The following is a 14,017-nucleotide window of genomic DNA, read 5'->3' as shown; positions in this document are numbered from 1 at the left end:
TTGGCGGCACTTGGGGTGTTCTGGGCTGTATATGGGGCTTCGCCCCTTTCCCCCTTTGTTGGCCCTTCGGGCCTCGTCCTCAAACGCCGGACGGGCTGGGATCGTAGAGGCTTCGGTAGGACGGGAAGGTGCCGCCCGGGGTTTCCACTGGTTCTGCTGCCAGGAGGGCCCTGACGATCGCTCGCGTCACCATGTCCGCGCCCGCCGCCAGGATCTCGTTCAGCGCCAAGGGGTTCGCGGCGTCGAGCTGGTGCTCGCCGGTGGCCAGGGCGAACACCGTGTCCCCGTCGTTCAGCAGGTGCACCGGGCGCACGGCCCGCGCCATGCCGTCGTGCGAGGTGCCCGCGAGCTTCTGCGCCTGGGCCTTGGTGAGCTCGGCGTCCGTGGCGACGACGGCCAGCGTGGTGTTCAACGGCGGCCGTCCGTTGCGCGCCGCCGCCTCGGCCAGGCGCCGCCGGGCCGCCTCGTGGACCTCGGCCGTGGGCAGCTCGACCCGCGCCCCCTCGAAGAACCGCCCGTACAACGCCCCCGTCGCCGGATCCACCCCCGACCCCGCCGCGTTCGCCACCACCAGGGCGGCCACCGTGACGCCCGAGTCGAGGACCGTGCTCGCCGTGCCGACGCCGCCCTTGAGTACGCCCACCACCGCGCCGGTGCCCGCGCCCACATTGCCCTCGGCCATCGCGTGACCGCTCGGGCGCGCCGCCGCGTCCTCCACCGCCGCCCGCCCCAGCGCCGCGTCGGGCCGCGCCCGGAACGCGCCGCCGCGCCCCAGGTCGAACACGCACGCCGCGGGCACCACCGGCACCACGTGCACGCTCTCGGGCCCCACCCGCACCCCGCGCTCCTGCTCCTCCAGCCAGGCCATCACTCCGGTCGCGGCCTCCAGGCCGTACGCGCTGCCGCCCGTCAGCACGACCGCCTCCACCCGCTGGACCAGGTTCCGCGGGTCGAGCGCGTCCGTCTCCCGGGTGCCCGGGCCGCCGCCGCGCACGTCCACGGCCGCCACGGCCCCGCCCTCCGGCGCGAGCACGACGGTCGTCCCGCTGAGCCAGCCGTCGCCCACCCGGCCCGCGTGCCCGACCCGCAGCCCCGCGACGTCGGTCAGCGCTCCGTCCGACCCGTCCCGCGTCCCTGCCCCAGGTGCGTCAGATGTCGTCATGCGGCCATGCGTATCACGGACTTCGCCGGAGGGGACCGGGTGTTCGGGACGGATGGGCGCCCTTCTGCGGCCGCTGTCAGGCAGTCTGCTCGGACCGCACCATCCGGGTCGTCAGCGTCACCCCGACCGCCACCGCGAGCGCCGCCACGATCCCCGCGGCGAGCACCGCCCAGCGGCCCGCGAACGTGCACGCCAGGATCGCGACCGCCGTCACCGGAAGCACCAGTTGCTGCGCGAGCCCCACCTTGAAGTGGCGCGAGTGCAACAGCCACACCGCGAGCAGATACACCGCCGCCGGGACCGTCACCGCCGCCGACGCCGCCGTCTCCGAGATGTGGGCCTTGCCGACCGCCTGCTCCACCGCCACCTCGATCCCCGCGCCGATCGCCGCGGCCGAACCGAAGATCACGTAGTGGCCGTAGCCCCAGAGGAACGCCTGCTGGTTGGAGCGGAGGTGGCCGTGGATCGGCACCACGAAGTAGATCCACCACGCGGAGAAGATCAACAGGAGTCCGCCGACGGCGATGGGCAGCATCTCGCCGAGCGCGTCGTTCTCGTCGATGCCCGACTTCACCGCGATCGTCGCCGCGGAGATCGTCTCGCCGAGCATGATGATCGTGAACAGGCCGTACCGCTCGGCGATGTGGTGCGGGTGCCACGGCGTCGTCCGCGCCCGCTCCGCGATCGTCGGCACGGCCATCTCGGCGATCGCCATCACCAGGAACGTCCACGACCGGGCGCCCTCCGGCAGGACGAGGAGGCCCAGCCAGCCCACTTGGCAGAGCGCGACCCCGGCCGCGTAGCGCAGTGCCGTGCGCCGCTCGTCGCCCGTCGTCGAGGCCGCCGCCCGCAGCCACTGGGCGATCAGCGCGAGCCGCATGATCAGGTAGCCGAGCCAGAGGGCCAGGAACTGATGCTCCTCGAAGGCCTTCGAGACCCCGGCCGCGAGCACCAGGACACCGGCGATCTGGAGGAGGGTCACGACGCGGTACAGCGAGTCGTCGTTGTCGTACGCCGAGGCGAACCAGGTGAAGTTCATCCAGGCCCACCACACCGCGAAGAACACCATCGCGTAGTTGAGGACCCCGTCGCCCGGGTGTCCCTCGGCCACGGCGTGCACCAGCTGCACCCCGGCCTGGGCGACCGCGACCACGAAGCACAGGTCGAAGAAGAGCTCCAGCGGTGTCGCCGCGCGATGGGCCTCCTCCCGCCCGCGGGCGACCATCGGGCGCAGCGGCGGGGGAGGGGAGGCGGGGGCCGGGCTCGCGGCGGAGGGAGTGGACGTCATGGGGCAAGAACAGCAGAGCCGGGCGGCCCGACGGCCCGGGTCGAGCCGTGTCGGGGCGGGAGCACCCGGGTGGGCGGCGACGACCTTCCACCACACGCCGGGCCACGGCGGTCACGCGCGGGGCCGGGGTCGAGGACCGGGCCGTGCCCATCACACGCTGGGCCGTGGCCGCTGCGGATTGGGCTGGGGCCTTGACGTGCTGGGCCGTGGCCGCTGCGGCTCGGGCCGGGTCCGTGACGTGCTGGCCCGTGGTCACCACCGCTCGGGCCAGGTCCGTCACGCGCCGGGCCGGGGTCGCCATGGACCGGGCCAGGTTCGTCACGCCTCGGGGTGTGGCCCGTGCATCCCGGGCCACAGTCACCGAAGGGTCGGGGCCGGGGAGGCGGACGTACGCTGGAGGCATGAGTACCGCCCCCGCCCCTGAGCCGCGCGACCCCGAGGGCGCCACGCCCCGGCAGGCTCCCAAGAAGCCGTCCAGCGCGCTGATCTTCGACGATCCGCTGTCGCAGCAGTCCGCGGACGACTCGGACCGCGGCTGGGGCGAGCGGCCGACGGCGGGCGGCGACAGCGCCGCCGACCTCGCCCGCTTCCTGGACGAGAAGCCGCCCCACCACATCTGAGCCCGCGCCGCCGCCCGCGCGGCGCGGGCCCGCGGCCCCGCTAGCGCGCGTCGCCGCCGCTCTGCCCCGTCTCGCCGGGGCTCGCGCCGCGCTGGGCGACCAGGGCGTCGCGGATCTCCTTGAGCACCTCCAGCTCCGTCACCTCGATGACCTCCTGCGTGCCCTCCTTGGCCGCCTGGCGCGCCGTCTGCTTGGCCAGGTACTTCGACATCGGCAGGACCATGAGGAAGTAGACGACGGCCGCGGTGATCAGGAAGCTGAGGGTGGCGCTGAGCACCGAGCCCCACATGATCGGGATGCCGCTCACGGCTTCGCCGTTCTTCACCACGCACGGGTCCTTGAGACACGAGCTGTAGTGGTCGAGATCCTTCGTCCCGAAGGCGCCCACCAGCGGGTTGATAACGCCTTTCACGACGGAGTTCACGATGTTCGTGAACGCGGCGCCGATGACGACCGCGACCGCCAGGTCGACGACGTTCCCGCGGGTCAGGAAGGCCTTGAAGCCCTGCCAGACGCTCGGTTCCTTCTTCTCGCTCACCACTAGGCCTTTCGTTGCAAATGCGGGTTGTGCGGCAAACCGCTCCGCAACCTACGGCAGCGCCCGGCTGCCCTGTCCACTTCCGTAACGCGAACGAGCGACTTGACAGGGCATCAGCCGTCTGCCTGGGCTGGTGGTTCATCGCAGCGTCACCGCGAGGCGTGCCGTGGCACTCGCTCCCGCGAGCCGCGCCGCCGTCGCTCTCGGCACGGAGAGGACGACCAGCGCCCCGGCCTCGGCCGTGCCGTCGGCGGTCTCGGGCACCTCGGACACCCGGGCGTTGGCCGCGATCACGCGGGGTGCGGCGCCGCGGCCCGTCGCGGGGTCCTCCGCCGCGACCACGTCCACGCGGTCGCCGGGGCGCAGCAGGAGTGCCGTCGCCGCGTCCGCGATCCGGACCGGGGCGGTCACCGGCCGGGCCGCCCGCCGCACCGGCTCCCGGCCCCGGTCCGCCCCCTTGGCGGCCACGGACGTGGCGGAGTCCCCGGGCCGCGCCCGCTCGGGCTCCCGCGGGCCCGCCGCCGCGAGCGCCGCGGCGGTCATCGCGAGCCCCACGGCCACCGCCCGCCTGCGGTGCCGGGCGAGGCGCCGCAGCCGCTGCCGCCCGCCGCGCACGTGGACCGGGGAGAAGTGGGGCACCTGGCAGGGCGGTGGCGGGGCACCCCCGCCCCCACCGCCGCCGGGCCCGGGCCCGGGCCGCGCCCCGGATCCGTACGCCACGGTCCGGGCACCGGGCCGGGTGCCGGTGCGCGTACCGATGTGTGAAGCGTCCTGCGTCATGACGACCACCGCCCGCCGTGAGGATGTCGGACCGATGAGCTCGGATTCCGATTCCACGATGCGGGCCCGCCGCCGATCCCGCTGAGCCCCGTGCGCTACCGCCCGGTTGTGGACAACTCCCTCACCCGAAGGGAAGGTTCCGCCTAGGGCCGCGCAAAGCCGCCCAGAGCCACCCCGGCACCCGGCGGCAGCAGCCCGAACCGGGCTACGGCAACCGGAACCCCGGATCCATCCCGCCCAGCGCCCCCACGCACAGACAGTCCCGCTCCCCGCCCTCCGGCAGCCCCGCCACCGCGTCGAAGAGCACCGTCCGCAGCCGGTCCACGTTCGCGGAGAACACCCGCAGGACCTCGTCGTGGGAGACGCCCGCGCCCGACTCCGCGCCCGCGTCCAGGTCGGTGACCAGCGTCAACGAGGTGTAGCAGAGCTCCAGCTCGCGGGCGAGCGCCGCCTCGGGGTGGCCGGTCATGCCCACCACGGACCAGCCCTGCGCCGCGTACCAGCGCGACTCCGAGCGGGTCGAGAACCGCGGGCCTTCGATCACCACGAGCGTCCCGCCGTCCACCGGCTCCCAGTCCCGGCCGCGCGCGGCCTTGAGTGCGGCGGCCCGCCCGGCCGGGCAGTACGGGTCGGCCAGCGACACGTGCACCACGTTCGGCACGCTGCCGTCGGGCAGCGGAAGCCCGTCGAAGTAGGACTGCGAGCGCCCCGACGTGCGGTCCACGAACTGGTCGGGCACGAGCAGCGTCCCCGGCCCGTACTCGGGGCGCAGCCCGCCCACCGCGCACGGGCCGAGCACCTGCCGCACGCCCAGGGAGCGCAGGGCCCACAGGTTGGCGCGGTAGTTGATGCGGTGCGGCGGCAGGTGGTGGCCGCGGCCGTGGCGGGGCAGGAAGGCCACCCGGCGTCCCGCTATGTCGCCGAGGAAGAGGGAGTCGCTCGGGGCGCCGTAGGGGGTGTCGACGTGCACTTCGGTCACGTCGTCGAGGAAGGAGTAGAAGCCCGATCCGCCGATGACGCCGACATCGGCCTGCTGCGCGTTCGCCGTGTTCACCATGGCTCGCACAGTAGCCGTAGGGGGAAACGGCCGGGAGTACGCCGAAGGCCCCGCCGTCCCGGGGACGGCGGGGCCTTTCGGAGTGCGGAGAACCGGCGCGCTACGCGGCCGAGGAGCTCGACGAGGTGGTGCTCGACGCCTTGGAGTCCGAGGACGACGAGGAGGAGGACGACGCCGAAGCGGGCGACTTCGAAGAAGACGACGACGTCGAAGAGGACGACGCGGGCGAGCTGCTCGACGACGAGCCGCGGCTGTCGTTGCGGTAGAAGCCGGAGCCCTTGAAGACGATGCCGACCGCCGAGAACACCTTCTTGAGGCGTCCGTCGCAGTTCGGGCACACGGTCAGGGCGTCGTCCGTGAACTTCTGCACCGCCTCGAGGCCCTCGCCGCACTCGGTGCACTGGTACTGGTACGTCGGCACTTGCTTCCTCCTGGCACTCTCACTCGATGAGTGCTAACGACGGTCCATAGTGACGTATTCCGCGGGTTCAGTCCACCGCCACCGGTGCGCGGTGACCCACGCCACGTGCGACGGTCCGGCCCGTGCTGGGGGGAGTGAGCCGCGAACGCAGGGACAGGAGCACGGCCAGGGCGAGCGCGGTGCCGCCGAGCGGGACCAGGAATCCGGCGCCGTCCCAGAGGCGGTCCTCCAGCTGTCCCGCCACCGTGACGGCGGCGGCCTGCCCCAGCGCGACGGCGCCGGTGAGCAGGGTGAAGGCCTCCGTACGGGCGGTCGGCGCGACCAGGCTGTCGACCAGCGTGTAGCCGGTGATCAGGGCGGGCGCGATGCAGACGCCGACGAGCAGGCCGAGCCCGGAGAGCAGCAGCACGGACTGCGCGGCCCACAGGCCCGAGGCCATCAGGGTCAGCGCCGCGTACCCGACGACGAGGCGCCGCTGCGGGGAGACCTTCCAGGCGAGGGCGCCGCAGACGATCCCGGAGAGCATGTTGCCCGCGGCGAAGGTGCCGTACAGGACGCCGTTCAGACCGGGACGGTCGATGGACTCGGTGAAGGCGGCGAGGGCGACCTGCATGCCGCCGAAGACGGTGCCGATGCCGAGGAACGTCACGATCAGGACGCGTACGCCGGGCACCCGGAGCGCCGAATCGTGCTTCACGCGTGCGTGGGCGTCGCCCGCGGCGGCCGGTTGCGGCTGGGTGCTCTTCTGGGCGGCGAACAGCAGGCCGCCCACCAGGGTCAGCCCGGCCTCCGTGAGGAGCCCGGCGGCCGGGTCGACGCCCGTGCACAGCGCGGTCGCGACCAGCGGGCCGAGCACGAAGGTCAGCTCGTCCGTGACGGACTCGAAGGCGGCCGCCGTCTGGGCGAGCGGGGAGCCCTGGAGCTTGACGCCCCAGCGGGCCCGCACCATGGGGCCGATCTGCGGCGTCGAGGCACCCGTGGGCACCGCGGCGACGAAGAGGGCCCACAGGGGGGCGCCGGACAGCGCGAGCACGGTGAGGGTGACGCCGGACGCCGTGTGCACGAGCACGCCGGGCAGGAGCACGGCGCGCTGCCCGAACCGGTCGGCGAGCTTGCCGCTGAAGGGGGCGAACAGCGCCATGGAGACGCCGGTGACGGCCGAGACCGCGCCGGCGGCGCCGTACGAGCCGGTGGTGTGCTGCACGAGCAGCACGATGGAGATGGTGAGCATCGCGAACGGCTGCCGCGCGGCGAAGCCGGGGAGCAGGAACGTCCAGGCGCGGGGGGTGCGCAGCAACTGCCCGTAGCCCGGGCGGGGGTCAGTGACCGTGGACGCCACGGCCCATGCCTTTCCGCTGCCTGGTAGCGCGCCCGTGCGGGGGCGCCGAGAGCTGTCCTCTAGCGCAGAACTGCGGTAGATACCGGGCAGCCCACTGCGAGGGCGCCGCGGCCGCCATACGGTCGCGCCAGCTCTGCGTCAGACAGAGTTGGTTCGATCAGTGTCGGTGCGTGGATCCCGGTACGCGCTCCGCCGACGCTTGTGCAGCGCGCTGACGTGACGTGCCGAGTGCGCCTTCATCGTACAGGTACATCACAAACGAGGCCTGTGATGACGAGAAGTGAGACCGGTGACACCTGGGAATCCCTCCGGCTGCGCCCGGTAGGCCTGGGAATCCGCCGACCGCGCCCCGGCCACGCTCCCGGCCCCACCCAAGCAGCCCCCCGGCCGCCCCCTGACGGCCCCCCGAGCACGGCTACCGCCGCGCGCCCTGCACCCCCAGCCAGCCCGCGAGCTTGCCGCCCTGGGCCACCGCGCGGAGCCGCTTCTCGGCCGCGTCGCGTGCCGGTTCGGTCGCCACCACCAGGAGCTCGTCGCCGTGCCGGAGGACCGTGGTGGGCAGCGGCACGAACGAGGTCTCGTCCCGTACGACGAGGGTCACGGCCGAGCCTGCGGGCAGCCGCAGTTCGTTGACCTCGACGCCGTGCAGCAGTGAGCCCTCCGGTACGGGCACGGAGAGCAGATGGCCGCGCAGCCGCTCCAGGGGGGCCGATTCGATGCCGAGGTCGGAGGCCGCCGTGCCCTTGCCGAGGTCGAGCAGCTTGGCGAGCCCCGGCAGGGTGGGCCCCTGGATCAGCGTGTAGACGACGACCAGGACGAAGACGATGTTGAAGATGCGCTCGCTGTTCTCGACCCCGTTCACCATGGGGATCGTGGCGAGGATGATGGGCACCGCGCCGCGCAGGCCCGCCCAGGACATCAGCGCCTTCTCCTGCCAGGCCATCTTGAAGGGCAGCAGGCTCACGACGACCGAGACGGGCCGCGCGACGATCGTCAGGACCAGGCCGATGAGCACGGCGGGCCAGATGTCGTCGAGCAGTGTGTGCGGCGTGACGAGCAGGCCGAGTAGGACGAACATGCCGATCTGCGCGATCCAGCCGAGCCCCTCGGCGAAGCCCCGGGTGGCGGGCCAGTGCGGCAGCTTGGCGTTGCCGAGGACCATCGCGGCGAGGTACACCGCGAGGAAGCCGCTGCCGTGGGCCATGGCCCCGGCCGCGTAGGAGGCCACGGCGATGGCCATCACCGCGATCGGGTACAGGCCGGAGGCGGGCAGCGCCACGTGCCGCAGGCCGTAGGCGCCGAGGCAGCCCACCGCGAGGCCGATGGCGGCGCCGATGGCGAGCTCCAGGGCGATCTCGCCGATGAGGACGTACCAGTGGTCCACGGGTCCCGCGGCCGAGAAGGCCACGACGAGGATCACCACGGGGGCGTCGTTGAATCCGGACTCCGCCTCCAGGACGCCGGTGACCCGGGAGGGGAGGGGGACCCTGCGCAGGACGGAGAAGACCGCGGCCGCGTCCGTCGACGAGACCACCGCGCCGATGATGAGGGCCTGTCGCCATTCGAGCCCGACCAGGTAGTGCGCGCCCGCCGCGGTCACGCCGACGCTCACCGCGACGCCCGCGAGCGCCAGGGACGCGGCCGCGGGAAGGGCCGGTTTGATCTCGCCCCACTTGGTGCCGAGGCCGCCCTCGGCCAGGATCACGACGAGTGCCGCGTAGCCGATCACCTGGGTCAGCTGGGCGTTGTTGAACGTGAGGTTGCCTATGCCGTCCTGGCCCATGGCGACGCCGATGCCGAGGTACAGCAGCAGGCTGGGCAGTCCGCTGCGCGAGGAGATGCGCACGGCGACCACCGCGACGAGCAGGACGAGCGACGAGACGAGCAGGAGCTGGTTGAGGTCGTGGACAGACAGGGGCGTTCCTTCCGTCGTGCGAGCCGTGATGCTTCGTTACTTTACCTAAGTTTTAACGCTTCCTTGACGGTGACCCCTGCACTTCTTCCGCATTGAGCGAACTTCCGTTCGATGTCTCTTTCCGACTCCGCGTCCGGGGCCGTCTCGCCCTGCGCCTATGGTTGCTCCAGCACTCCAGGACCCGCCCATGCCCCGAACTGCCGCTCGCGAAGGACAGCAAGGACAGCGATGCCCTCCACCACCACCGCCCCTTCCGGCGCCAAGCCCGGGAAGAAGAAGGGGCGCCGCGCCCGACTGATCGTGATCCTCCTGGTGCTGGCCGTCGTCGGCGGCATCGCCTTCGGCGCGTACTGGAGCATCAGCACCGTCCGCGCCTCCTTCCCGCAGACCAAGGGCACCATCGACCTGAAGGGCCTGAAGGGCCCGGTCGACGTCAAGCGCGACGGCAACGGCATCCCGCAGATCTACGCCGACTCCGCCGAGGACCTGTTCATGGCCCAGGGGTTCGTGCAGGCGCAGGACCGCTTCTGGGAGATGGACGTCCGCCGCCATATGACCTCCGGGCGGCTCTCCGAGATGTTCGGCAAGAGCCAGGTCAAGACCGATGAATTCCTGCGTACCCTCGGCTGGCACCGGGTGGCCAAGAAGGAGTACGACTCCAAGCTCTCGCCCGAGACGAAGAAGTACCTCCAGGCGTACGCCAAGGGGGTCAACGCCTATCTCGACGGCAAGGCGGGCAAGGAGATCTCGCTCGAGTACGCGGCGCTCGAGTTCGAGAACGACTACAAGCCCCAGAAGTGGACGCCCGTCGACTCGGTGGCCTGGCTCAAGGCCATGGCCTGGGACCTGCGCGGCAACATGCAGGACGAGATCGACCGCTCCCTGATGACGAGCCGCCTCGGCCCGTCCCAGATCAAGGACCTGTACCCGGACTACCCGTACGACCGGAACAAGCCGATCGTCCAGGAGGGCGCGTACGACCCGGTCACCGGGAAGTTCAGCAGCGACGCGGACGACTCCCAGACGCAGTCCGGCACCGGCGCCACGGGTACCGGTACGGGTACCGGTACCCGTACGGGCACCGGCGGCACGGCGGGCACCGGCACCGGCACGGGTACGGGTACGGGTACCGGCACGGCGGGCTCCGGTACCGCGGGCTCCGGCACCGGCGCCGCGGGCACCGGTGTCGCGGGCGGAACCCCGCCCCCCAACGGCCTCCAGTCGCAGCTCTCCGGCCTCTCCGACGTGCTCGACGAGGTCCCGGACGCGGGCCTCGGCTCGAACGGCAACGGCATCGGCTCCAACTCGTGGGTCGTCTCCGGCGCGCACACCATCACCGGCAAGCCGCTGCTGGCCAACGACCCGCACCTGGCGCCGCAGCTGCCGTCCGTCTGGTACCAGATGGGCCTGCACTGCCGGTCGGTCTCGGCGAAGTGCCAGTACGACGTCAGCGGCTACACGTTCTCCGGGATGCCGGGCGTGGTCATCGGCCACAACCAGGACATCGCCTGGGGCATGACGAACCTGGGCGCCGACGTCACGGACCTCTACCTGGAGAAGTTCACCGCGGACGGGTACCAGTTCGGCGAGAAGGTGCTGCCGTTCACCACCCGCGAGGAGAAGATCAAGGTCGCGGGCGGCAAGACCAAGACGATCACCGTCCGGGAGACCAACAACGGCCCGCTGATCTCCGACCGGGACGACGAACTGGTCAGGGTCGGCAAGAAGGCCCAGGTCGACTCGGCGGCCCCGGACCGCGGCGAGGGCTACGGCGTCGCGCTGCGCTGGACCGCGCTCACGCCGGGCAAGTCCATGGACGCCGTCTTCGAGCTCAACCGGGCGAAGGACTTCAAGCAGTTCCGCAAGGCGGCGGCCTCCTTCGAGGTGCCCTCGCAGAACCTCATCTACGCCGACACCAAGGGCAACATCGGCTACCAGGCCCCGGGCAAGATCCCCACGCGCGGGAAGGGCGACGGCTCGCTGCCCGCGCCCGGCTGGGACCCGAAGTACCGCTGGGACGGCTACATCCCGCAGGACGAGCTGCCCTACGAGTACAACCCCAAGCGCGGCTACATCGTCACCGCCAACCAGGCCGTGGTCGGCGACAAGTACCCGTACAAGCTCACGACGGACTGGGGCTACGGCGCGCGCAGCCAGCGCATCGAGGACCTGATCAAGGCCAAGACCAAGAACGGCGGCAAGATCTCCACGGAGGACATGCGGCTGATGCAGACCGACAACAGCAGCCAGATCGCACGCCTGCTCGTGCCCAAGCTGCTCAAGGTCGACATCAGCGACAAGCACGTCCGTGAGGCGCAGAAGCTCCTGGAGGGCTGGGACTACACCCAGGACGCCGACTCGGCGGCCGCGGCGTACTTCAACGCCGTCTGGCGCAGCATCCTGCAGCTCTCCATCGGCACCAAGCTGCCCAAGGAGCTGCGCGTCAAGGGCCAGTGCCTGTGGGTGGACCACGCCAGCGACACCCGGCCCGCCGACGAGGACAAGAAGGTCCGCGAGTGCGGCGAGCGCGACGCGGACTCGGCGCAGCCCGACGGCGGCGACCGCTACTTCGAGGTCATCCGCAAGATCCTCAACGACGAGGACAACGACTGGTGGAAGTCCCCGGGCAACCGCACGGACAAGGAGACGAAGAACCGCGACCAGCTCTTCGCCCGTGCCCTCGCGGACGCCCGCTGGGACCTGACGGCCAAGCTCGGCAAGGACATCGACACCTGGAGCTGGGGTCGGCTGCACCGGCTCACGCTGAAGAACCAGACGCTCGGCACGGACGGCCCCGGCTGGATCCAGTGGGTGCTCAACCGCGGCCCCTGGAAGCTCGGCGGCGGCGAGGCCACGGTCAACGCCACCGGCTGGAACGCGGCGGGCGGCTACGACGTCATCTGGGTGCCGTCGATGCGGATGGTGGTGAACCTGAAGGACTTCGACAAGTCCAAGTGGATCAACCTCACCGGCGCTTCGGGCCACGCCTACAGCGACCACTACACCGACCAGACCAGCAAGTGGGTCAAGGGCGAGCTGCTGCCGTGGTCCTTCTCCAAGAAGGGCGTCGACGACAGCACGAGCGACACCCTGGTGCTCAAGCCCTGAGCCGGAGCTGAAGCCCGCACGGGCAGGTGATGTGAAAAGGGCCCTCCACGCACGCGTGGAGGGCCCTTTTCGCATGCGGCCTCTCCGGAGGCATGCGGCCTCTCCGGAGGCCTCAGTCGAAACGCCGTACCCCTGAAGGCGTCACGACGGCGCGCACCGGGCGGTCGTGCGCCTCTCCGGGGACGTGCGCGACGACTTCGGCGTCGTACAGGAGCACGACGAGCGCGGGATCGGCGCCCGCCCGCTCCAGGCGCGCCAGGACCCGGTCGTACGAGCCGCCGCCGCGCCCCAGGCGCGTGCCGCGCCCGTCCACCGCGAGCCCCGGGAGCAGCACGGCGTCGGCCTCCAGGACGGCGTCCGGGCCGAGTCGCGGGCCGGAGGGCTCCAACAGGGTCATCTTGCCGGGGTGTTGGACGCGGGCGAGCGAGCCGGGTCCGGTGTACGCCGCCCAGTCCAGGTCGTTGTCCGGGAGCAGCACCGGCAGCAGGACACGGGTCCCGCGCGCGTGGAGGGTGTCGAGGAGCGCGCGGGTGCCCGGTTCGCCGCCCACGGAGACGTACGCGGCGACCGTGCGGGCCGCGGCGAGTTCGGGCAGCTCCAGCGCGCGCCCGGCCAGTTCGGCCGCCGCCTTGTGCGCGTCATCTGGCGGCAACCCCCTTCTCACCGCCAGGATCTCCGCACGCAATGTGCGCTTGATTTCCTTGCCGGAGTCGGGGTGATCCATGATGAAGTCACACACCCTTCCTATTGTGCTCGAATATGGGCCAATAATCCGAAGCCGCAGATTCTCCGCATAGGCAACGGATAGGGTGACGGGCATGACTGAGTCTCACCCCAAGATCACCAAGGCTGTCATCCCCGCAGCTGGTCTTGGCACGCGCTTCCTGCCCGCCACCAAGGCCACGCCCAAGGAAATGCTGCCGGTCGTCGACAAGCCGGCGATCCAGTACGTGGTGGAGGAGGCGGTCGCCGCGGGCCTGGACGACGTCCTCATGATCACGGGCCGCAACAAGCGCCCCCTGGAGGACCACTTCGACCGCAACTACGAGCTGGAGTCCGCCCTGGAGAAGAAGGGCGACGAATCCCGGCTCGCGAAGGTCCAGGAGTCCAGCGACCTGGCCACCATGCACTACGTCCGCCAGGGCGACCCCCGGGGCCTCGGTCACGCCGTCCTGTGCGCCGCCCCGCACGTGGGCCGCGAGCCCTTCGCGGTGCTCCTGGGCGACGACCTGATCGACCCGCGCGACCCGCTGCTCGCCCGCATGGTCGAGATCCAGGACCGGTGCGGCGGCAGCGTCATCGCGCTCATGGAGGTCGCGCCCGAGCAGATCCACCTCTACGGCTGCGCGGCGGTCGAGGCCACCGACGAGGACGACGTCGTGAAGGTCACCGACCTGGTCGAGAAGCCGGACGTGGCGGACGCCCCCTCGAACTACGCGATCATCGGCCGGTACGTCCTCGACCCGCACATCTTCGACATACTGCGCACGACCGAGCCGGGCCGCGGCGGCGAGATCCAGCTGACCGACGCCCTCCAGCAGCTGGCGGCCGACGAAAAGATCGGCGGCCCCGTGCACGGCGTGGTCTTCAAGGGCCGCCGCTATGACACCGGCGACCGCGGCGACTATCTGCGTGCCATTGTCAGACTCGCGTGCGAACGTGAAGACCTGGGCCCCGACTTCAAGGCCTGGCTCCGCAGTTACGTCACCGAGGAGATGTAGCACTTGAGCAGCAGCGGCACGACGACGCACGACGGCACCGGGGCGCACCGCGGGCAGGACACCGGCCA

Annotated in this window: 12 protein-coding genes; 3 read left to right on the top strand and 9 right to left on the bottom strand. The window is 71.6% G+C overall.

Annotation, left to right across the window (positions count from 1 at the left end; translation table 11 throughout):
• Window positions 1-79: 79 nt before the first annotated feature.
• A complete protein-coding gene (locus ACIG3E_RS13575) occupies window positions 80-1,162 on the bottom strand; it encodes a P1 family peptidase (protein ID WP_399615173.1) in 1,083 nt (360 codons plus the stop codon).
• A 76-nt stretch (window positions 1,163-1,238) separates the two neighbouring features.
• The gene (locus tag ACIG3E_RS13570; protein WP_399615171.1) at window positions 1,239-2,450 is read right to left on the bottom strand and encodes a low temperature requirement protein A; all 1,212 of its coding nucleotides are present in this window, start codon (window positions 2,448-2,450) and stop codon (window positions 1,239-1,241) included.
• Window positions 2,451-2,851: 401 nt separating this feature from the next.
• Between ACIG3E_RS13570 and ACIG3E_RS13565 the strand changes: the two genes are divergently transcribed.
• Window positions 2,852-3,070, top strand: a complete 219-nt coding sequence (locus ACIG3E_RS13565; RefSeq protein WP_399615169.1) for a hypothetical protein — start codon at window positions 2,852-2,854, stop codon at window positions 3,068-3,070.
• 40 nt (window positions 3,071-3,110) lie between these two features.
• On the opposite strand, the gene mscL is transcribed toward ACIG3E_RS13565, so the two are convergent.
• The 6 genes from mscL to ACIG3E_RS13535 all read right to left on the bottom strand — a co-directional run bounded on the left by mscL (window position 3,111) and on the right by ACIG3E_RS13535 (window position 9,120).
• A complete protein-coding gene (mscL, locus tag ACIG3E_RS13560) occupies window positions 3,111-3,608 on the bottom strand; it encodes a large conductance mechanosensitive channel protein MscL (RefSeq protein ID WP_399615167.1) in 498 nt (165 codons plus the stop codon).
• A gap of 138 nt (window positions 3,609-3,746) precedes the next feature.
• Complete coding sequence (locus ACIG3E_RS13555; protein WP_399615165.1) at window positions 3,747-4,388, bottom strand: RcpC/CpaB family pilus assembly protein; 642 nt, start codon at window positions 4,386-4,388, stop codon at window positions 3,747-3,749.
• A gap of 205 nt (window positions 4,389-4,593) precedes the next feature.
• Entirely contained in the window at window positions 4,594-5,445 is an 852-nt protein-coding gene (locus ACIG3E_RS13550) for an S-methyl-5'-thioadenosine phosphorylase (protein WP_399615163.1), read from the bottom strand.
• 100 nt (window positions 5,446-5,545) lie between these two features.
• Entirely contained in the window at window positions 5,546-5,866 is a 321-nt protein-coding gene (locus tag ACIG3E_RS13545; RefSeq protein ID WP_399615161.1) for an FmdB family zinc ribbon protein, read from the bottom strand.
• 67 nt (window positions 5,867-5,933) lie between these two features.
• Entirely contained in the window at window positions 5,934-7,205 is a 1,272-nt protein-coding gene (locus ACIG3E_RS13540) for an MFS transporter (protein ID WP_399615159.1), read from the bottom strand.
• A gap of 415 nt (window positions 7,206-7,620) precedes the next feature.
• A complete protein-coding gene (locus tag ACIG3E_RS13535; RefSeq protein ID WP_399615796.1) occupies window positions 7,621-9,120 on the bottom strand; it encodes a potassium/proton antiporter in 1,500 nt (499 codons plus the stop codon).
• 228 nt (window positions 9,121-9,348) lie between these two features.
• Between ACIG3E_RS13535 and ACIG3E_RS13530 the strand changes: the two genes are divergently transcribed.
• Complete coding sequence (locus ACIG3E_RS13530; protein ID WP_399615157.1) at window positions 9,349-12,228, top strand: penicillin acylase family protein; 2,880 nt, start codon at window positions 9,349-9,351, stop codon at window positions 12,226-12,228.
• 112 nt (window positions 12,229-12,340) lie between these two features.
• On the opposite strand, the gene ACIG3E_RS13525 is transcribed toward ACIG3E_RS13530, so the two are convergent.
• Window positions 12,341-12,952 (bottom strand): 5-formyltetrahydrofolate cyclo-ligase, encoded by a 612-nt coding sequence (locus ACIG3E_RS13525; RefSeq protein ID WP_399615155.1) that lies wholly within the window; start codon window positions 12,950-12,952, stop codon window positions 12,341-12,343.
• 94 nt (window positions 12,953-13,046) lie between these two features.
• Here ACIG3E_RS13525 and galU point away from each other — a divergent pair, with 94 nt between their 5' ends.
• Window positions 13,047-13,949 carry a UTP--glucose-1-phosphate uridylyltransferase GalU gene (gene galU, locus ACIG3E_RS13520; RefSeq protein ID WP_150511592.1) on the top strand — a complete coding sequence of 301 codons (903 nt, stop codon included), beginning with the start codon at window positions 13,047-13,049 and terminating at the stop codon, window positions 13,947-13,949.
• Window positions 13,950-14,017 lie beyond the last annotated feature (68 nt).

Source organism: Streptomyces sp. NPDC053474 (genome assembly GCF_044544845.1).
Taxonomy (GTDB): Bacteria; Actinomycetota; Actinomycetes; order Streptomycetales; family Streptomycetaceae; genus Streptomyces.
This window is presented reverse-complemented; position numbering and strand designations above follow the sequence as displayed.

Excerpts from the sequence above, each read along its gene's own strand:
- ACIG3E_RS13570 (WP_399615171.1), bottom strand. The coding sequence starts at position 2,450 with ATGACGTCCACTCCCTCCGCCGCGAGCCCGGCCCCCGCCTCCCCTCCC.
- ACIG3E_RS13525 (WP_399615155.1), bottom strand. The coding sequence starts at position 12,952 with ATGGATCACCCCGACTCCGGCAAGGAAATCAAGCGCACATTGCGTGCG.
- galU (WP_150511592.1), top strand. The coding sequence starts at position 13,047 with ATGACTGAGTCTCACCCCAAGATCACCAAGGCTGTCATCCCCGCAGCT.
- ACIG3E_RS13530 (WP_399615157.1), top strand. The coding sequence starts at position 9,349 with ATGCCCTCCACCACCACCGCCCCTTCCGGCGCCAAGCCCGGGAAGAAG.
- ACIG3E_RS13555 (WP_399615165.1), bottom strand. The coding sequence starts at position 4,388 with ATGACGCAGGACGCTTCACACATCGGTACGCGCACCGGCACCCGGCCC.
- ACIG3E_RS13565 (WP_399615169.1), top strand. The coding sequence starts at position 2,852 with ATGAGTACCGCCCCCGCCCCTGAGCCGCGCGACCCCGAGGGCGCCACG.
- ACIG3E_RS13550 (WP_399615163.1), bottom strand. The coding sequence starts at position 5,445 with ATGGTGAACACGGCGAACGCGCAGCAGGCCGATGTCGGCGTCATCGGC.
- ACIG3E_RS13575 (WP_399615173.1), bottom strand. The coding sequence starts at position 1,162 with ATGACGACATCTGACGCACCTGGGGCAGGGACGCGGGACGGGTCGGAC.